Consider the following 20801-nt stretch of genomic DNA (forward strand, 5'->3'; position numbering starts at 1 on the left):
TTATGCCTTTTGCATATAATATGAGTATATAATATGATCGAGAATCATATGCATATCTTCAACTAATCCGTATTCTCCTTTGGGAGTTTGTACATGAAATTTAATATCAGATAGTTTTAACAAGTCTCCCCCATCAAAACCGGTAGCTCCTACTACTTTTGCACCAATATCTTTAGCATATTTTACTGCATTAACAATATTTGGCGAAGTTCCGCTGCAGGATATAGCAAAAAGAACATCATCTTTAGTTAATACATCTTGCAACTGAAGTTTAAATATATTTTCATATCCTATATCGTTTGCTATAGCTGTGCAAACCGGTGTGTTATCGGCTAAACTTTTCATGTCAATACTTAAAATATTTCTTCTTTTTAAACCCGCAGAAAAATCATTTGCCCAATGCGATGCAGTAGCTGCACTGCCCCCATTTCCTATAATATAAATCGTATTCTTATTTTTTGAAACTCGCTCAAATAAATCAACAATATCAACAATAACTTTCATATCAATTTCGCTAAGCAACTGATTTAATTTTAAAATATATTCTTTTGCAAAATCTTCTATATTTTTCATTTTTTATTACTCCTTTCAATCTTCGCCACAATAGAACAAGGACTACCATCCATGTATTCAAATTTTAAAGGCGATATTAGTATTTCTTTAATAATATCATTTTTTCTTAAATTTGAAAAATTCATATCCTCAATAACCAAAATTTCTCTACCATATTTTTTTGATAAAAAATTAAAATGACATCTCTTGCCTTCTTCCCTATCGAGCTGGGAAGTAAGAGAAATTATATCAAAACCAATGATTTTTATATTTGGAAAATTTTTTTTAAAATATAAAGGTATTTTGGAACTGACTATAGGAGAATTCCAAATATAACGCTCATCATTTCTAAGTGTATAAAAATTGGTATTAACAAGCAAAATTTCTATTTGTTTTGGTATTTTAACATTTTTATAAAAATGTTCATAAGTTAATTTAGGTATTTTTTTTTTACTCAAATCAATATTAACCACAAAGATTTTTCTAGAATAAAAAAAGTCCAAAGAATATTTTTCCCCAAAATTTCCATTCCGAATGCAATGGGCAGGAAAATCAATATGAGTACCCATATGTGAATTTATAAATATTTCCGTCTCTCTATTAACTAAATTATTTGAATATTTTTCTTTCCTTGTTATTAAAATTTTACTATCTTTGTAAAATTTTCTCCTAGAATCTAAACTATAAGATAAATCACACCATTGTTGTATATTATTTTTCTTCATTTCTTCCACTTAATATAAATATTTATAAAATAAAATATAAATAAAATAGGATGTTTTAAAAAACACTCGCCCAATTGATATGCTAAATGTTGTTTATTTTTTTTACTCTCAATAAAATCATGCTCTTCTACTTTAGGAGTTTTAAAATTGACATTCTTGACCTCAAGCTCACTTTTAATTTTTTTATCAATATAATCTTGATAAATAATATTAATCAAAGAAAAAGGGAGAGTTAAAATTTTTTTTAATGTTTTTGATTGCATTATTCTCAAGCCTATTCTATAAGATAAGCTATTTCTTACACTATCAGTTGCGCTAGCACATTGGTTAAAAATTCTTACATACTTAGTATGGGCACTATTTTCAGAGTGATATATATCTTTAAAATAATATCTATCCTTATAATCTATATTATCAATAAAATAATTTATTATTCTAACCACCTCATCGCTTCTAAAAAATATCCTAAAATCGCCAAATGTTAGAATTAAATCTTTTGAAAATTCTAATTCAAATTGAGAAATAATTTTATAAATTTCAACCTTGTATTGTTCATGTGTATTATCTATTCTATTTATTTTTCCATCCTTAATAAAACTTATTGGGAGCTCAGGTGCTGTAACCAAAAACTCTCCAATAAGATGATTTTTAAAAAATATTGTCGAATAAGATTGTACATTAGCAACATTAGATAAAAAAAAATTTTTCGAATTTGGTATTATATAAAAATAATATGCATAAAAAAATTTTTTTTTCAAAACAGATTGTAAAATATCCAAAGAACTAAACTCAAAAGTAACAAAATCAAAAAGCCCTATTTTATTTTGTTTAAAAGAATATTTTTTTATATACTTAACAAATGATTTTTCTATCTTGCTAGATAAATAGTTAATTTTATCAGAATACCGCTTAAGCAAATCTAACTGTATTTTTTTAGATATTGATTTGCTTTGATATTTTTTAAAATCATCTAATGCTTTAGTGCATAAATCAAATAAACTTGATATTTTATCATCCCAAGGCAAATGGTTTGAATTTAAATCAATTTTTGACAGAACTTTTAAAGCTCTAGAGGCATATATATATTCGGTTTTTATATTTGTCTTAAACTGCTGTTGCAAAAAATTAAAAATTTTTTCAATAACATAGCCATCTCTAGCAACAAAAATAAATTCTTTTAAATCGTGTTTTACAGCTTCATCGTATACAAAATTAGCCAAACCATAGCAAAGTGGACCACCATAAAAATATCCAAAACTTTCCCAATAGTTATCAATATGTTTATCGCTTAAAATCCATTTTTTAATATACAATCCCAAAATAATACTTGATTCCAAACTTTCATTACGGTAAATACCACATAATTTAGGATTATACTTCACAAATACATCTTTAGGATTAATATATCTAAATCGATACTCTTTCTGATTTATATTTTGCGTCTCAAATAAAAATTTTCCAAAATATAAAAAATTACTATAATCTTTTCTATAAAAATCTTTATAAGAATAAATATTTTCATAAAAATCAATGTTATTTTTCTGTAAAATATCAATAATATATTTCATGGGATAAACATTATTATGAATCAAAATTATCTTTTTTCCTATTTTTTTTAAGAATCTTAAAATTTGATATAATTCTTGATTTACATAGGCACCCTGCTTAATTAATTGTTCTTCTATATTCTTAATATATATATTTTTTTTTGGCATAAAAAAATAAATCTCATCAATATTTAAGAGAAAAGATTTTTTTTTATAATATGATTCCGCTTGAATAATTGCATTTTTTCTATATAAAGCAAAATTTTCAAGATTATATAATTGCTCAATATGTTTATACAAATCATCAAAATTAAAATAAGGAAGCAATAGCAAGCAATCTAAAATATCAACATATATACAACTACTCTGATTTAAATTTACATAATTATTTTGAATCATTAATTTTTTACATAATATCTCCCCATAAAACAAATTTTTACGAGGAAATTTCCACCATTCTACAAAAAAACTATTTTTATCTTTCCAAGGTTTTGTTTCTGAAATATAGTGAATTATCTTAGGTTTTGTTTTAGCTCTATAAATCTCGTTTATAATTTTCTTAGGCAAATACATAAAATTATCTCTATATTCTATATATGTTGTCCATAAAAAGTTCCATTCTAATGGTAAAAAATGGACATGGCCGCAAAATACAATATTTAACACATCTTGATCTGGAAAATATAGATTGTCAATATTTTTAATAACTGTGAGACATTTTGAGACGGTTTTCATTTGAATGCACTTAACAATATCAAATACAATAACCCCGGAATTAAAATAATCAGATATAGACCTAAAATTTATTTTATCAAAATTATTACCAATATTTTGTTGCCATATCGTTTCTCTTTTTCTGTATGCATATAATGCTGCAATATCTCTACATGCGCCAATTTCTTTATTATTTAAATCAATAAAAAATAGATGAGAAATGTCCGCTTTAAAAATAACATCACTATCACAATAAATTACTTTTTTAAAATTACTAAAAATTTCAGGAATAAAAATCCTATAATACATAGCCGTAGTAAAATAAGACTTTTCATAAAATATATTACCATATTCTTTAAATATATTCTTTAAATATTGATTTAAATTTATAAACTCAATGGTTACATTATTGTTTTTAATATTTTCTTTCAGCCTATTTAGTCTTTCTGAATCTATATTTAAATGCATAACAAATATATTATATTGATAACAATTGCTAACCGTATCTACCAATGAATTTAATGCGATAGACATATAAGGTAAATAATTATCATCTACAGCAAAAACAATTGGGATATGGTAAGAAAAAATCATACTATTATCTTTTTCCATTTTTCTTCCAATTTATATAAATCTTTATAAAATACAATATAAAAAAAACCGGATGTTCTAAAAAACACTCTCCTAGCTGATATGCTAAATGTTTTTTTATCTTTTCGCCTTCAAGATAATCATAACATTCTTCAATATTAGGCATGGAAAAAATAGGATTTACATATTCAAGATTTTTTCTAATTTTTTTCTCAATATAATCTTGATGGATAATATTACATAATGCAAAAGGAAGAATTAATATCTTGCTTAATGTTTTTGATTGTATTATTCTCATTCCTATTTTATAAGATAGACTATTTTTGATAATATCAACCGCACTAAGATAGTTTAAATTATTGATTAAATTATCTTCAAAAAAATCTTCGATACGCATGTAATGATTTTCTTTTATATAATCAATATAAATTTTACTTCTCACATCTTTTAGCTTTTGATAACTAAACAAAATAGGATGTAAGTTATTTAGAAATTTTAAATTATCCTGAACATTGTAGCGTAATGAAATTTTTTTCCAATTATTTTTAAAAATTAAATTCATAATTATTTCTTCCTTGGAAAGAACCTCATTATGAAAATAAAAGGTTTTATCGTAAAATAATATTTCTTTTAAAAAATTATTTTTTAAAAGATACTCCAAATTAATCATTATTATATTACTTTCAAAATTTTCCTGAATTAAAAATTCATCACGGAATAATTCTATTTTTTCCAAATTACAACTGCTTGTAGCTATAATTGTTTTTTTTTCAAAATTAGTATTCCAAAAAAAATTTAAACTATCCATAACTACAAATCTAGAACTAATTAAAAGACATTTTTCAATTTTTAATTGCGTTAAAGCAAAAAGGAATTTAAAATATAATGTTTTATACTGACTGATATTCTCATTATTAATTTTACAAATATCAATAATACTAAGTTCAAAATCTTTAATTCTTCTAAGCTTTAAAATGCTAAACTCACTTTGAAAACTCCCATTATGTAAAATATAAAAATGAAAACGGTCTAACTCTGAAGAATTTTTTAAAATAGAAAAAATACCATTAATCACACCTTGTAGTTGAATATTGTCAAATATAAAACAAATGTGAATATCGGAAAATACACCACAAAAATATTGTAATATCTTTTGAACACTATCCCGATTACCTTGATATGCTATTTGTATTCTTTGTATTTTTTCATATATTTCTTGTTTTTTACTAAGCTCCATTGGAATATTGCAAAAATCCCTCAATAAATCTTTTGATTTTGCATCTAAAAACAATTCTCTGCATTTAAATAATATCAATCTTGAACGAATTTGCTGTAAATTAGAAGTTTTCTTATTTCTACTAATGCTTAAATTAGTTACCCTATATAACAATAAAATTTCAGGAATATTAATAATTTTTCCACCATTTTGAAGCACATCTAACCATAATTTATAATCTTCTGCATATTGATACTCTTGAGAATATTTTAAATTATATTTCCTAAAAAAATTCTTCCTCATAATTACACTTGGGTGACAAATTGGACATTCAAACATCATTTTAATTTTAATCATATCATGTTCATAAACATTTACCCAGTTAGCAAAAGAATCAGGATTTCTACCTATATACTTAAAATATGTTCCAGCGACAATAATACTATCATCTTTCTCCATAATTTGAAATTGTTTTTCCAATCTTGTGGGCATAGATATGTCATCGTCATCCATTCTTGCAATATACTTACCCCTAGATAATTGCAAACCTTTATTTAGGGAAAAAACTATTCCTTTATTTGCTTTATTTCTTAAAACAATAATTCTTTGGTCAATTTTGGCATATTCCTTAATAATATCATAAGTTGCATCATTTGAACAATCATCTATAATAATAAATTCAAAGCTTGTAAAAGTTTGATTGAGAATAGATTCTATAGCAAATTTTATATACTTTTCCCTATTAAAAGTAGGCATAATAACGCTAATTAGAGGGTATTCTAAATTTTCCATATCTTACCTTTAAAAATTATATTAATAATTTTAAAAATTTTCATTTTAAGACGTATTGCTTTTTGATAATCTTTATAGAACTCTAATGGTAATTTTTGATTCTTCATACTTTTTTTATATTTTTTATTTATTTGATATTTTAAAACTACAAAAATAATATCAAAAGGTAAAAAAATTTTTTTCATACCTTTGACAGATAATATTTTTTTGATTACCCTATAAGAAAGATACTGTTTCACCCTGTAAACTGCACCTAAAGGTTGATTTTCTATATACAATTCCAAATATTCTAAATACTTTTTCAAATGTAATGGATCTTTATTAATTGTTTTTACACTCAGTCCTTTATTACAAACAACTGGCAAAAAATGTTTTTGGATATCATAACTTAAACAATGATTAGTTTTACTAAATTCTATAAATTTCAAAGCTATTTGTAGCCAACTTATGGCTTCATAATAGACTTTAGTTATGTCTGAATTTCCAAAAATATCAATTTTTTTTAGATATGAATTGGGAGAAATTGAAAATTTTATATTAGTAAAATTCATCAAACTTGACTCGCGTATTCGATAAATATACTTTTTTTTCGAATAAACAAAAATCTTTTTACTAAAAGCAAATAATAATACTCCAAAATGACAATCTTCAGCAAAAATACCATTAATAAATTTTAAATTCATTTTATGAAGAAAATTAAAATTAATCATGCCTTGCCATGCAAACCAAAAATAAAAAATATTTCTTTCTTTAGCTCTATCTATCCAGTGTCTAGGCTCTATGATTGTTCCATCTTTAAAATCAAAATACTCCATCTGGGTTTTATATTTTTTTTTTCGAATATCTTGAAAAAATAGCTTATAATCAAACCAAACTACATCCACGCCATTCATTCTCAAAACACATTCTTCCATACAATCTAACTCCCAATAATCATCGCTATCTAAAAAAATAATATAGTCTATTCTTGGGGAAGAGAAATTTTGTATTTGTTCTATATCATAAAAACTTTTAGAACTTTTGTATATTTTATTAATTTTATAAAGATTCTCTTTATTTTTTAATTCAAATTCAACCAAAGAGTCTGACTTATATTTTTGTGTTTTAGTTTCAAAGATGTACTTATTTTCAAAAAATTCTATGCCTACATTGCGAGCAGAAGAAAGACCCCCGTTTTCCTTATCAATTAAAATAAATCTTTCATCTTTTAAAGTATATTCTTTGGCTATACTTAAGGAATTTTCATCTATGCTTCCATCATTTACAAGTACAATTTGTAAATTTTTATATGTTTGATTAACTACACTATTCAAACATTCTCTTAAATATTTTTCTACATTATAAATAGGGATTACAATACCTACGGTTTTAGTTTGATTCATTGTTTGACTTTTTAAAATTTATTTTCCTAGAATCTTTAAAAAAATCCTTTGGATTAAAAAATAATTTCCTTACCAAACGATAAAATTTAGTTTGTGAAATTATACTTTGTATAAAATATATACCCAAAAATTCTAAAATTTTAGAAAAAATATGCATACTTTTTACTTCATATAAATAAGGTTTATAGGCAAATGATTGCAAAGAATAAAATGTCTTATTATAATTATTTAATGTTAATAATTTTTGTTTATTGAAAATAATTTGATAAAATTTATCAAACTCTACAAAACTATAAAGTTCATTTTTTAGATAAAAAATAAATTTATATCGATCATCATCTATAATTTCATTTTTTTTCAAAAAATCTATAATTCCATTTTTTTCCTCAAAGCTTAAAGAATTAAAATAGGCTCGTGTTTCATTAATTTGCGTTGCACTTAGATCAAAATTCCAATATTTTCTTTTATAAATTTCATCACTATTTTCATCAAAAAATAACCATGAGTCTGGCAGAATTCCTTTTTTAAAATAAACACACGAATAATCTTTTAAAAAATGTTTTAAACTATCATATTCATTGCCATCAATTAAAATTTGAGAAATTTTCTCCTTATTTAGGTAGTTTTTAAAATCTTCCTCTTTAATGGCAATGATCTCATCTATATTTTTATAGATAAAATCCCCTAAATAAATACTCAAAGAATCAAAATCATACCTTTCTCTTATAAGAACTAAATTTTTCACATTCTTTACATTTGCAATTTTTAAAGGTTTTAAATGATAATCTTTTAAATTTTTCAAATGTTTATAAAATAACTTGTGATTTTTATGTTTTCTATTCATATAGCCATTTTGATTAGGTTCAATATGCCAAAAATGGTACATATAAATCCCGTAAAAGCAAGCCTCATAGCCAAGCAATGAAAACCAAGAACGAAAACCCTTAAAGTTACAAAAATTCCAATTTCTAGAATCATAATTTAAATTAAAAGGCATTTTCTCAAACTTAATACAAGACTTTAAAACTCTAGCAAAAAGATCAAAATCTTCATAACCATGACCAATAAAATTTTCATTGTTTCCACCAAGCTCTAAAAATTTATGCTTATTAATAATCAAACTCGAAGTCGAACTAGGAGAAAAAAATTTAACAAATTTTTTTTTTCCACTAATTAAATCTTCTTGAATTAAAACATCCCAAAAATCTATCTCATAATTTTTTAGAATTTCATTAGCTTTTTGCGTTAAATATACAACTGGCAAAACTAGAATAGCATTTGGATTATTTGCAATATTTTTAATTTGAATTAGTTTTAAAATTTTTTCAAAATTATCCAAAGAAATATAACAATCCACATCCAAAAATAAAAGAACATTTGAATGCGCATAACTTGCTCCCAAATTCCTACATCTTCCTTGAGAAAAAGCTTTTTGATCCATATCTTTAAGATAAATATGATGGTTTGCTTGGATAAAATTTTTAAGCTCGTGATCTTTAGATGAATACCCTTCAACGAAAATAAATTCTATATTCTCATCGCTTTGAAAAGATTTGGCCTTTTCAATAATCCTTTCTTCTATATAAGGACGCTCCTTACTTAAACCAAAAGGGATAATAACAGATAAAAGAGCCATTAAACATTTCCTATAGCATAAAGTTGGATAATCCCTACAACTTTTTCTTCTTTCCCTACTATAATTTCTTTGATTTTATATTTTAACATGATCTCCTCTGCTTCACTTGCCATAGCATCAGCATCAACTACTTTAGGATTTGTACTCATGATTTCTTTAGCCTTAAAATCAAATCTTGGCTTATCACTTGTCTTTAAAGCACGACGCAAATCCCCATCAGTGATGATACCCACTAATTTTTCATTTTCAAGCACCACACAAAGCCCTAGCTTTCCACTAGTCATCACATCAACAAGATCGTTAAATTCGGTATCAGGATGCACTATAGGAAGATTACTTGAAACCATAAGATCTTTTACCTTGGTTAAAAGCTTACGTCCCAAACTTCCCCCTGGATGAAAAAGAGCAAAATCATCAGGCTTGAAATTTCTTACCTTCATCAAAGCAGCCGCTAAAGCATCCCCCATAACCAAAGTTGCCGTTGTCGAAGACATAGGGGCAAGCTGCAAAGGACAAGCTTCCTTTTCTACGGCTATATTTAAAAATATATCGCCTTGCTTTACAAGGGTGGAATTTTTTTTACCACACATTACTATAAGTGGAATTTTACGCTTTTTTATAGCTGGAATGATTTTTAAAATTTCTTCAGTTTCTCCTGAATTTGAAATAGCGATTAAAACATCTTCAGGAGTTAGCATTCCAAGATCTCCATGCAAAGCCTCTCCTGGATGGATGAAAAAGCTTGGCGTTCCTGTACTTGCTAAAGTAGCTGCTATCTTAGCGCCTATATGACCTGATTTGCCCATACCACTAACTATGCAACGTCCTTTGGTATTTAGCATCAAATTCACAGCTTGATTAAAATTTTCATCTAAATTTTTAGCCAAATCCAAAATAGCTTGCGCTTCTTTTTCAAAAACTTCTTTGGCTATTTCAAGAGTATTCATTTTTAAACCTTAAAGATTAAGCACAACATTAGTTGCGATAGCAATTTGATAAAGAATTTGAGTTAACATTGAAAAAATTTGCAAATTCTCACTATCTACTTTTGGCAATACCAACACAGAATCACCTGGTTTCATATCTATACCACTATGATATTTTTCAGCTTTTCCATTGCTTCGTATCACCAAAACTTTTGAAGTATCCGCTCTTTCTCCATAACCTCCTGCAAGATTGATATAATATCTTAAATCTTTTCCCTTATCATACACAAAAGCCCCAGGTAAAGAAACCTCGCCTTGAACTATGACAAGATTATTCTTACTTGGAACATTTATAGTATCACCATCTTCTAAAATAACCGAATTATAAGATTTTGGATTATCGATGACAATTTGGCCTTTTGGTTGCACTTGCTTAGCTCTTTGGATAAATTCTAAAATCGTTTTTGCTTGTTGAGCTCTTATAGCTGCGCCTTGAGCTGTAACAGAACTGCTAGTTAAAGCTAGAGTTTCAAGCTCTTTAAGCTGAGCATTGATAAGCTCTTTTTGAGTTCTAGCTACACTTTTTCTAAATACTTGCAAAGCTTGCATGTTTGATTGCGGATTAGCCTTGATTAGTTTAGAAATATCTTCTAAAGTCGTTCCTTTACCTAAAACTAAAGTTTTTAAACCATTATGCTCACCATTTACACTTATAGTTATATTTTCAGAAACATACTCAGGGTGAAATTCTACCTCATCTCCTGTTCTAAGTAAAACTTTTGAAAATTGCATTTTATTATAAGCACTAACATCAAGTTTATGGTCTTCACCATAACTTTTTACGATAGCATTAGTCACGATAGGTTTAGCACCTGATACTCTAGCTAAGTCAGCTAAAGTTTTAATATCATTTGAAAGTTCAAAACGAAAAGGTCTTTGCACATCACCGTTAACAAAAGCGTAATTTTGAACATTTCCTACTAAAATAACATCTCCACTTCTAAAAGGAAAAAGATCCATTTGCCCCTTTAGTAAAAAATCATATAAATCAATATTTTTTATCACGCTGTTATTACGCAAAATTTGAATATCTCTAAAACTTCCATATTCTAAATTTATACCCCCTGCTTTATCAAGATACTGGACCACTGAATCCGAACTAAGTCCTTGATAAAGTCCTGGAGCATTAACGCTTCCTGTTACAAAAACACTGACATTTTGATAAGCATTCATATCTGCATAAACAAAAACATTGCTTTTATAGATTTTATTAACACGTGCTTTTATAACACTTACAAGGGCGCTATTTTTCACACCTAGTAAATTTACAGCTCCTACTTTAGGGATAAAAATATTTCCTTGAGAATCCACCACTAAAACTTGCGAAAACTCAACAGCTCCCCAAATTTTAAGACTGATTTGATCACCAACTGCGATCTTATAATCTGGGTTATAAACTCTTTGATTGTAATTTTTAAAATTTCCATTAAAAAGATGAGCGCCAAATACTAAAATTTGATGAATTTTTGTAAGATTATTTTCTTTATTTGCTATATCATAATTTGAGCTTAAATTTTGATCTATGCTAGTTGTAGTAGAACCTTGATCCTCTGCTGAAATGATTTGTGAAACATCCACAGCTCCAAAACATAAAATACAACTAAAAAGTAAAATTAATATTTTTTTCATTTTAATACTTATGCTCCTCTATTATCATTTTAATAAATTTAACAATCCCAAAAATCAAAGATAATACAATAAATGCTGTTAAAATATCATAAATTCTTTCAGGATATTTTGCGCTTTCTGGAATATCTGGACTTTGGATGATGACAAGTTGTTTTATTTTTCTTAATGCTTCTATTCTAGCACTTTCATAAGCTTTTAAAGCTGCTTCATAAGCTTTTTGCGCAAAAGTAGCTTCTATAGTTAAATCCTGAAATTTAGCAGCCAAATCATTAAGCTTTTGAGAAGAATTGTTAGCTGAAATTTTAGATTTTTCCCTTAAAAGTTGTTTTTTGATTGCTTCAATTTCTGCTTTAAGTGCTACTACTTCAGGTGCTGCATCATTCATATAGCTTTGTAAAGTTAAAAGTTTAGCTTCTTTTTGAGCTAGATTAGCCTCAATTTGCGCAACCAAACTTGCTTTAGTTTCAGCTTGCTTTAAAGGATCGAAAACTCCGTATTTATTTTGAAAAGCAATCAGATCATTTTGTGCTTTTTGATAACGTTCTTTGTATTTTTGCACTTCATTCTCAGCGAAAGCCATTTGCTCTCTAGCTGCTTTATGAGAGATTTCATTGATAAATTTTTCGCTTTCTTGCATAATAGTTTGAGCAATCAAATGAGCTGATTTAGGTGTAAAACCTTCTACTTCTACCTGCAAAAGCTTAGTGGTTTCATCTACATAAAGTTTTACACGATTTTGATAATATTTCAAATAAGACTCTTTGGAACTTGAATCCCAAATTTTAAAAAGCAAATCTATATGTTGTTCTTGATAAAGACTTTTAAGTTTAATTTTCTCATCCAAAATTTTTAACATATCACTTGATTCTATATAACCTTTTAGATAATTTAAATCTTCACTTGCTGTAGAAGCGCTACTAAGCAAAGACAAAATTCCGCTTGTTTGAGCACTTTCTCCACTTGTTGATCTAACATCTAAAATCATCGTGCTTACATATCTTGGTGCTGCAATCAATGTATAATAAATCACAACAAAAATCATTATAAACCAAACAATTTTAAAAGAATCAAATATGCTTAAATCTTTGATTTTTTCTAATAAAGTTTTATTTTCTTCCATTAAGCTTTTCCTTGATATACAGCTATTCCTTCATCTACATCATCATAAACCGCAATTTGTCCATTTTTCATATAAATTATTTTATCACACCATTCTTTAATTTCAGCTACATCATGAGATACCATAATCACTTTTGATTTGCTTAATCTTTCCCTATATAATTTTACGCTTTTTTCCCTAAAAGCAGGATCTCCAACAGCCCCTGCTTCATCAATTAAATAATAATCAAAATCAAAAGCCATGCTAAGTCCAAAAGCTATCCTAGCACTCATTCCCGAAGAATAAGTCTTCATAGGCTCATCAAAAAATTTCCCAAGCTCTGCAAAATCTTCTACGAATTTTACTTTTTCTTGAAGTTCTTTACCCTTATATCCATACACTCTAGCTACAAATTTAGCATTATCTCTAGCAGTTAAAGAACCTTGAAAAGCTCCGTTTAAACCCAAAGGCCAGGATAATTTTTTATTAGTAATTATCTTGCCATTATCAGGAAGCTCTGCCCCGCTTAAAAGTCTCATGAGAGTGGACTTACCTGCTCCATTACCCCCCATCAATCCTATACTACAATTTTCAGGAAATTCAAAAGTAAAATTTTTAAAAACATAATGTCTTCCACCGCTAAATAAAGGATAGGATTTTGTTAGATTGATTAACTTTATCATTCTTTTTTTGCCGCCGTTAAAGCTTGTCTGTTATAGTAGTAAATAAAAAGTCCTATAAATAAAACAAGTAAAATCCAAAATATAGCATAAAAATAACTATATTCATCTTGCAAAGGATAATTCTCAAAAAAATTAAATCTTAAAAGCTCCATTATGTGAAGCAAAGGATTATAATAAAATATATCAAGTAAAGGTCTTGGCATAAGCCAAGTAGGAAATATAATCCCGGAACTCCAATAAAACACTATGCTAAAATAAGCTAATAAAGTTCTTAAAGGCTCTACAAAATGCCAAATAATAGCAAAACAAATTCCCAAAGCAAAAGCTGAGCACATAAGTAAAAAAATACAAAATAAAACTCCGAGTAAATGAACGGGGAATACATCAAATCTAAAAAACCATCCTGCAAAAAAAAGCACAGTGATAAAAATCACAAAATAAATACAAAATTCAAGCAAAGTTCTAGCGATAAATACATGTATAGGCTTTACAGGTTTATAAGCAAAAAGAGCCAAATTTGCCTGAGTACCATTCATAAGCTGAGTTACTATACTTCTAAACATAAAATAAGGCATAATACCTGAAATTAAAAACATAAAAATAGAAATTCCTTCAGGCATAACTTGATGATGATATTCTCTTATAATGGTAACAATTACTGTAATAGCAAGTGTTATTGACATTGGTTCTCCAACTACCCAAAGATAACCCAAATGCCTATTAGCACCAAATCTAGTTTTTAACTCTCTAAAAAATAAAGCGTGAATTACATTGAACATTTATTTTCTATACCTAACAATTTACATAAACTATAATCATAACTCATTTTTTTAAACAAAATCATAAAAATTTATTTTTTACAAAATTCAAGCTTTTTACTAAGTCCTAAAGCATTGTTAGTAAATTTAAGCCAAAAAAACTCTAAAGCATAAATTTTTACACTTTTATCAAGCTTAGCAAAGGGAAATTTAGAAAAATAAATTTTCATTTGTTCCTTGCTTGCCATTTTAAACTCGGCCTTAGCTTGCACACCTTTTAAAAAAGCTATTTTATTTTCTTTAGCTATATTAAGTGCTATACTTGAATTTTCACTGGCCAATCTTATATGCTTAGTGTCTTCATGAGAAGCAATAATAAAAGCTAAATTCTTTTCATCAAAAGCATAAAAAGCACTAGCCGTATAAACACCTTTTTCATCAATCATAGCCCAAGATAAAAGCTGCTCATTTTTTATAAATTCTAAAATTCTTTCATCCATATTATAAAAATTATACTAAAATATTTTTAAAAATAACCGATTTTTGATTTAAACTATAAATATAAGGGGAAGAAATGCAAATTGATGCTAGCAAAAACCAGAGTTTTTCGATGGATTATACAACAAAAAGTGGCAAACACTTAGCCTTATCTATGTATGACAATCAAAGCATAAGTTATGCAAATAATGAAGAAGGTAAAACTCTTAATCTTAAACGTCAGTATGGTTTTAGCTTTACTTTTGAAGGCTCTAAACTCACACAAAATGATCTTAATGAGATTAAAAATGCTATGAAAGAAGTTGAACCTATGATCAAAGATTTTTTAGCAAATTCTAAAGTTGGAGAGTTAAAGCCAAAGGAAATTATCGAATCAGCTATGCAAATGGCAAATGTTCTACCGACACCAAATGATGAAAACCATCAAAATGCTATTATGAATAATTTTACAAATAAACTCAGTGATTTACTAAAACAAAATCAAACAGATGATAAAGATATTAACACTTCTATGCTTGAAGATAGCAAAAAACTTCTTGATGAAGTTTTAGAACAAATGAAAAAACAACTTGAAAAACAACAAGAAAAAGCCAAGGAAAATCAAGATAAGACAGATGATAGTTTAAATCTTTACGCTTAAATCATATAATATTAAAAATTATCAAGGAGTTTTTAAATGACAAATATCGAAATTTTAGAAAATATGCTCAAACTCCAACAAAAACTCAATGATGAAACCAATGGCTTAAATTGGGAAAATGGCTACACCAAAGAAGGAAAACTGATCAGTTGGAGACGTTGTATTTATATGGAATGTGCAGAACTTATAGACTCTTTTGCATGGAAACATTGGAAAAACATTTCAAGTCCGACAAATTGGAAAAATGTACGTATAGAGATTGTCGATATTTGGCATTTTATCTTAAGTCTTTTACTTGAAGAATATCGCGATAAAAATGGAAATGATTTTAAAATTATAGCCAATGAAGTGATTTCAGTGAGTGTATTTCAGGATTTTTGCAAAGAAGAAGAGCATCCTAATGAGAGTGATATTTATGGTATTTTAAATGATATAGAGCTTATTATCCATAAATGCAGTGGCTTTGGATTTAATCTTGGAGAATTGCTTTCAACCTATTTTACCCTAGCTATTAAATGCGGGCTTAATCTTGAAATTCTTTATAAAACCTACATAGGAAAAAATGTTTTAAATATCTTTAGACAAAACAATGGCTACAAAGATGGTAGCTATAAAAAAACTTGGAATGGTAAAGAAGACAATGAAGTTTTAGCTCAAATTTTAGAACAAGAGCTTGATTTTGATACTATTTATAAAAAACTAGAAAAATGCTATAAAAAGGCATAATTTGGATATTTTAAAACTTGCGATCAAAGATTTTTTAAGTCTTAAATTTTTAAAATTTGCTTTAATTCCTTTGATTTTTAGCCTTGTACTTATGCTTTTTTTAGGAGCACTTGGCTTTTCGGCTTTGCTAGATTATTTCAATTCTTTATTTAGTGTTGGAGAAGATTCGTTTTGGGCGTGGTTTTATGCTCTTCATTTTGTACAAATTTTAATCACCATCATAAGTTTTTTATTTTCAGGTTTTATTGTTGTTTTTGCTTCGGTTTTTTTAGCCCTTTTTATCACTTCTTTTCTCACTCCTTTTATCGCTAAAGAAATCAACCAAAAATATTACCATTATGATAATACAAACGAAGTTTCAACCCTAAAAACTATCTTTGAATTTTTTAAAATATTTATAAAATTTATAGGGATTTTATTGCTTTGTACCTTGACTTTATTTTTACCTTTTATCAATATTTTTGTATATTATCTTGCCTTTTATTATCTCTTTCACAAACTTTTAATGATTGATGTTACAAGCACGATTTTAGACAAAGAAAGTTTTAAAAATTTTCATTCTAATTTTTCGCCTTTAGAGTTTAAATTTAGCACTCTTTGTTTTTATCTACTCTCATCAGTGCCACTTTTAGGACTTTTTTTGCAAGTGTTTTTTGTGATTTTTCTCACACATTTAGCCTATCAAAGAATTTTAAAACTAAAAGCTAAGGCTTGAAATATCGATTTTATGATTATACAAATAAGCCCTTAAAAGTCTTGGAATTTTAGCTATTCTGCACTCTTCTTTAAAATTTTTAGGTAATTTTTGACAAGTTTCATACTCAAAAACAATAGCTTGTTCATTTTTATATACAAGTGCTATTTTACCACCTAAAACACAATCACCCTTTAAAAGCTCCTTTCTTTGTGCCGTACTTAAAAGTAAACCTTTCATTTTCACCGCTCTAGCGATCAAGCTTTCATTTTTAGGGCAAATAAGAAGTCCTTGAATTTCTTTGATATTTTCAAAATCATAAAGTTTTTTCCTATCTTCATTAAGATAAGAAAAACTTCTTTTTAAACCCTGATGAAATTTACTCACAAAGGCATTAGAGAAATTTTTTCTTATATAATTTCTAAAATATTTTTCATTTTCATTACTTTCATCATAGAAATAAAAAATATCTTTTTCTTTTAAAAAAGATGAAATTTCATCTTTACTTATAAAGAGTAAGGGGCGTAAAAGTGTATAATTTGAGCGTTTTTCACACTCTTGCATACCTAAAATTTCAGCCAAACCTGCTCCTCGTGAAAGTTGCATCAAAAACCATTCAAACTGATCGTTTAAATGATGGGCTAAGATAAGATGATCATAATCTTGCTCAAGACAAATTTTTTCAAAAAAATCATAGCGAAAATCTCTGGCTTTTTTTTCAAAATTACTTTGAAATTTAGGAGCGTGTTTTATAAAAATTTTTTTATGAAATTTCAAAGCAAGTTCTTTAGCTTTTAACTCTTCTAAATCACTATTTTTTCTAGTTTTATAATTTATCATCACAAGATCAAAGTCGATCTTTTCTTGCATTAAAAGATAAAAAAGCGCACTAGAATCACTTCCATAAGAAAAAGCGAGTAAATTTTTACCCCTTTTTAAAAGGGCTAAAATTTCATCTTTAATTTGCATCTACTTTTCTTAAAGCCTTAGCAAGGAGCTTTTTATCAAGGTTTTGTAAAATTTCACATTCATAAATTTGCCCCATTTCTAAATTTCCACATTCGCTTTCATTGATAAGAATTTCCCCATCAATCTCTCTATCCCATCTTAAATCTTTAGCTGCGATGAAAAACTCTCCCTCACTACTTTCTCCCGTGCAAACTACCAAACGCTTTTGCCCTACTTCTTTTTCAAAACTTTTTTCTATCACTTCATCAACAATTTTTTCTATAATTTTAAGCCTTTTATTGATCACTTTAAAAGACACTTGCTCCATATCAAAAGCAGCCGTATCTTCTTCCTTAGAATACGCAAAAACACTCACTCTATCAAAACCAAAGTCTTTAACAAACTCACAAAGCTCTTCAAAATCCGCCTCACTTTCACCTGGATGCCCTACGATAAAGCCCGTGCGTAAAAAACTATTTGGTGCACTTTTCATTAAATTTAGCATTTCTTTAAGTCTTGTGCTATTTGCCCCACGCTTCATGATTTTAAGCATATTATCACTTATGTGTTGTAAAGGCATATCAAAATAATTTACAAAAATTTCAGAAGCTATAATGCGTTTGATCAAAGCTTCACTCGCACTCGTAGGATAAAGATATAAAATTCTAGCCGCTCTTATGCCTTTGATTTTTTCTACCTCATCGATTAAGCGTATAAGTCCATCTTTTTCACTCTTATCAAACAAATAAGAACTCGTATCTTGCGCGATAAAAGAAAAATCCTTATAACCTCTAGCCACCAAATCTTTAAGCTCAGCTATAATGCTATTTATTTCGCGAGATTTTAACTTGCCTTTAAAACTTGGGATAGCACAAAAAGAGCATTTTTGATTACAACCTTCGGCGATTTTTATAAAAGCATGGAAATTTGAACCTGTGATAATGCGTTTGGAATTTTCACTTTGCAAATAAGTCGAATTTGAAAATAAATTTGTTTTTTTAAGTATCATTTCATCAATTCTTTCATAATCACCCACACCCGTGAAAAGATCAACCTCAGGAAGTTCTTTCATAAGTTCTTCGCGGTAACGCTGCATCAAACAACCCGTAACCACCAAAAGAGAATCTTTTTTTCTTTGTTCGTGCAAATCCAAAATCGCATTAATGCTTTCTTTTTTTGCACTGTCGATAAAACCACAGGTATTTACGATCAAAACATCAGCCTTACTTGGTTCATCGCAAAGCTCATAAGTACTAAGGCGTCCTAGCATGATCTCACTATCGACTAAATTTTTATTACAACCTAAAGACATAAGATAAAGTTTTGACATTTTTTTCCTATATTAAAGTTTTCTTTTGATATAATTTTTGATTTTAAAAATATAATTATAGCAAAGAAATTTTATGGATAATTACGAATTTAGCGAACTTTTAAAAACTTTAAAAAACAAAGTCGGCAACATAGCCTCCATCATCAAGCCTGAAAATATCAAAACAAGGCTTAAAGAAATCGAAGAGCTTGAAAATTCTCCTTCTTTTTGGAGCGATGTAAAACAAGCAGGGATCATAGGCAAAGAAAAAACCAAAATCACCAATCTACTTAAAAACTATGAAAATGCTTTTAACGCCCTAAATGACGCAAGCGAACTTTTCGATCTAGCCAATAGCGAAAACGATACAGAAACGCTTGAAGCTTTATTTAATGACGCGCCAAAACTTGAAGATACCATCACAAGTCTTGAAATTTCCATGCTTTTAAGCGGGGAAAATGATGGTAAAAATGCCATTGTTTCCATTCACCCAGGTGCGGGTGGAACAGAAAGTAATGACTGGGCAAGCATACTTTATAGAATGTATTTAAGATTTTGCGAAAGAGAAGGTTTTAAAGTCGAAACTCTAGACTTTCAAGAAGGCGAAGAAGCAGGGCTTAAAGATGTGAGCTTTTTAGTTAAAGGCGAAAATGCTTATGGTTATTTAAAGGCTGAAAATGGCATCCATCGTTTGGTAAGAACTTCTCCTTTTGATAGTGCAGGACGCCGTCATACAAGCTTTTCAAGTGTTATGGTAAGCCCTGAACTTGATGATGATATAGAAATTGAAATCGAAGAAAAAGACATAAGAATAGATTATTACAGAGCAAGCGGTGCAGGCGGACAACATGTTAATAAAACAGAATCAGCTGTGAGAATCACGCATTTTCCAACCGGCATAGTCGTACAATGCCAAAATGACAGAAGTCAGCACAAAAACAAAGCCACCGCTTTTAAAATGCTAAAATCTCGCCTTTATGAACTTGAACTCATGAAACAACAAGATAGTGCTAATACTGGAGAAAAAAGCGAGATAGGTTGGGGGCATCAAATCCGTTCTTATGTGCTTTTCCCTTATCAGCAAGTCAAAGACAATCGCAGCGGAGAAGCTTTTTCTCAAGTGGATAATATCCTTGATGGGGATATCAAAAAAATGATAGAAGGCGTTTTAATTGCCTTAAAAGCGGAGTAGCAGGCTTAAAAATAAGTAATTTCTGCAAAATGTCGGTATAAAAAAATTAGAAAGATAGCGGGATTTTCCCGCTTGTTTTATTATCTTGCATAAAACCTAAGAGCATCATTCACAGAACAATAAACTCTTTTCTTAAAATCTTTATCGCAATAAACACTCACAACTTTATAGTCTTTTTATCGTTTGGATTTAATAAGAAAACATAGTTTGAGTATGGAGTTTTATCTATTTCTAAATCACGCTTCATTTCTTTAATTTTGCCTTCTGGATTGTTAATATCACTAATTGTTCTGACTGAAGTATAATCATAAAGTTTATGATTTGGATATTTTTTCATAATCTCTTGATTACCTAAATCAAACATAGCTTGATCGTTGCCATTGTTTTTTTACTCGACTAAATCGCCATCGCCACAACCTATAATCAAAGTCATAGCTCCTAAAGCCAAAGCACTTGTTAAAATCTTTTTCATTATTTTTGCTCC

The 20801-nt window shown here is 28.0% G+C and carries 18 protein-coding genes and 1 pseudogene; 4 read left to right on the forward strand and 15 right to left on the reverse strand.

Features of this window, described 5'->3' with window-relative positions; translation table 11 throughout:
- From AJ888_RS01020 to AJ888_RS01075, 12 genes are all read right to left on the reverse strand, one after another.
- Positions 1-573, reverse strand: coding sequence for an SIS domain-containing protein (locus tag AJ888_RS01020; RefSeq protein ID WP_002862093.1), 573 nt, complete (start codon positions 571-573; stop codon positions 1-3).
- The gene (locus AJ888_RS01025; protein ID WP_070296092.1) at positions 570-1277 is read right to left on the reverse strand and encodes a cyclase family protein; all 708 of its coding nucleotides are present in this window, start codon (positions 1275-1277) and stop codon (positions 570-572) included. Before AJ888_RS01025 ends, AJ888_RS01020 begins: the two co-directional genes overlap by 4 nt.
- Positions 1274-4150 (reverse strand): glycosyltransferase, encoded by a 2877-nt coding sequence (locus tag AJ888_RS01030; RefSeq protein ID WP_070296093.1) that lies wholly within the window; start codon positions 4148-4150, stop codon positions 1274-1276. Before AJ888_RS01030 ends, AJ888_RS01025 begins: the two co-directional genes overlap by 4 nt.
- Positions 4137-6137, reverse strand: coding sequence for a glycosyltransferase family 2 protein (locus AJ888_RS01035; protein ID WP_070296094.1), 2001 nt, complete (start codon positions 6135-6137; stop codon positions 4137-4139). The genes AJ888_RS01030 and AJ888_RS01035 overlap by 14 nt, the downstream gene beginning before the upstream one ends.
- On the reverse strand, positions 6125-7519 hold the full coding sequence (locus AJ888_RS01040) for a glycosyltransferase family 2 protein (RefSeq protein WP_002862098.1): 1395 nt from the start codon (positions 7517-7519) through the stop codon (positions 6125-6127). Before AJ888_RS01040 ends, AJ888_RS01035 begins: the two co-directional genes overlap by 13 nt.
- A complete protein-coding gene (locus AJ888_RS01045) occupies positions 7506-9155 on the reverse strand; it encodes a glycosyltransferase (RefSeq protein WP_044794357.1) in 1650 nt (549 codons plus the stop codon). The genes AJ888_RS01040 and AJ888_RS01045 overlap by 14 nt, the downstream gene beginning before the upstream one ends.
- Positions 9155-10102, reverse strand: coding sequence for an SIS domain-containing protein (locus AJ888_RS01050; protein WP_002862100.1), 948 nt, complete (start codon positions 10100-10102; stop codon positions 9155-9157). The genes AJ888_RS01045 and AJ888_RS01050 overlap by 1 nt, the downstream gene beginning before the upstream one ends.
- 9 nt (positions 10103-10111) lie before the next feature.
- Entirely contained in the window at positions 10112-11770 is a 1659-nt protein-coding gene (locus AJ888_RS01055) for a polysaccharide biosynthesis/export family protein (RefSeq protein ID WP_070296095.1), read from the reverse strand.
- A 1-nt stretch (position 11771) separates the two neighbouring features.
- Positions 11772-12890, reverse strand: coding sequence for a capsule biosynthesis protein (locus AJ888_RS01060; protein ID WP_070296096.1), 1119 nt, complete (start codon positions 12888-12890; stop codon positions 11772-11774).
- Positions 12890-13552: an ABC transporter ATP-binding protein gene (locus AJ888_RS01065; protein WP_002862103.1), complete on the reverse strand. Its 663-nt coding sequence runs from the start codon at positions 13550-13552 to the stop codon at positions 12890-12892. The genes AJ888_RS01060 and AJ888_RS01065 overlap by 1 nt, the downstream gene beginning before the upstream one ends.
- The gene (locus tag AJ888_RS01070) at positions 13549-14331 is read right to left on the reverse strand and encodes an ABC transporter permease (RefSeq protein ID WP_002862104.1); all 783 of its coding nucleotides are present in this window, start codon (positions 14329-14331) and stop codon (positions 13549-13551) included. The genes AJ888_RS01065 and AJ888_RS01070 overlap by 4 nt, the downstream gene beginning before the upstream one ends.
- Positions 14332-14402: 71 nt before the next feature.
- Positions 14403-14810, reverse strand: coding sequence for a hypothetical protein (locus tag AJ888_RS01075; protein ID WP_002862105.1), 408 nt, complete (start codon positions 14808-14810; stop codon positions 14403-14405).
- Positions 14811-14884: 74 nt separating this feature from the next.
- Between AJ888_RS01075 and ciaI the strand changes: the two genes are divergently transcribed.
- Genes ciaI through AJ888_RS01090 form a run of 3 tightly spaced genes read left to right on the forward strand, consistent with a single transcriptional unit; the run spans position 14885 to position 16889 of the window.
- The gene (ciaI, locus tag AJ888_RS01080) at positions 14885-15448 is read left to right on the forward strand and encodes an intracellular survival protein CiaI (protein WP_044794358.1); all 564 of its coding nucleotides are present in this window, start codon (positions 14885-14887) and stop codon (positions 15446-15448) included.
- A 36-nt stretch (positions 15449-15484) separates the two neighbouring features.
- On the forward strand, positions 15485-16174 hold the full coding sequence (gene dut, locus AJ888_RS01085) for a dUTPase (protein ID WP_002862107.1): 690 nt from the start codon (positions 15485-15487) through the stop codon (positions 16172-16174).
- A 1-nt stretch (position 16175) separates the two neighbouring features.
- Positions 16176-16889 (forward strand): EI24 domain-containing protein, encoded by a 714-nt coding sequence (locus AJ888_RS01090; RefSeq protein WP_044794360.1) that lies wholly within the window; start codon positions 16176-16178, stop codon positions 16887-16889.
- Here the strand turns inward: AJ888_RS01090 and tilS are convergent.
- Positions 16872-17837 (reverse strand): tRNA lysidine(34) synthetase TilS, encoded by a 966-nt coding sequence (gene tilS, locus AJ888_RS01095; RefSeq protein ID WP_002862109.1) that lies wholly within the window; start codon positions 17835-17837, stop codon positions 16872-16874. The two genes, AJ888_RS01090 and tilS, sit on opposite strands and share 18 nt — an antisense overlap.
- Positions 17827-19146, reverse strand: coding sequence for a 30S ribosomal protein S12 methylthiotransferase RimO (gene rimO, locus AJ888_RS01100; protein WP_002862110.1), 1320 nt, complete (start codon positions 19144-19146; stop codon positions 17827-17829). The genes tilS and rimO overlap by 11 nt, the downstream gene beginning before the upstream one ends.
- Positions 19147-19219: 73 nt before the next feature.
- On the opposite strand from rimO, the gene prfB reads away from it, so the two are divergent.
- Positions 19220-20317 (forward strand): peptide chain release factor 2, encoded by a 1098-nt coding sequence (gene prfB, locus AJ888_RS01105; protein WP_002862111.1) that lies wholly within the window; start codon positions 19220-19222, stop codon positions 20315-20317.
- A gap of 157 nt (positions 20318-20474) precedes the next feature.
- Here prfB and AJ888_RS01110 read toward each other — a convergent pair.
- A pseudogene (locus tag AJ888_RS01110) lies at positions 20475-20789 on the reverse strand (hypothetical protein).
- Between the last annotated feature and the right edge of the window lie 12 nt (positions 20790-20801).

The organism is Campylobacter sp. BCW_6467 (assembly GCF_001762855.1).
Classification (GTDB): domain Bacteria; phylum Campylobacterota; class Campylobacteria; order Campylobacterales; family Campylobacteraceae; genus Campylobacter_D; species Campylobacter_D jejuni.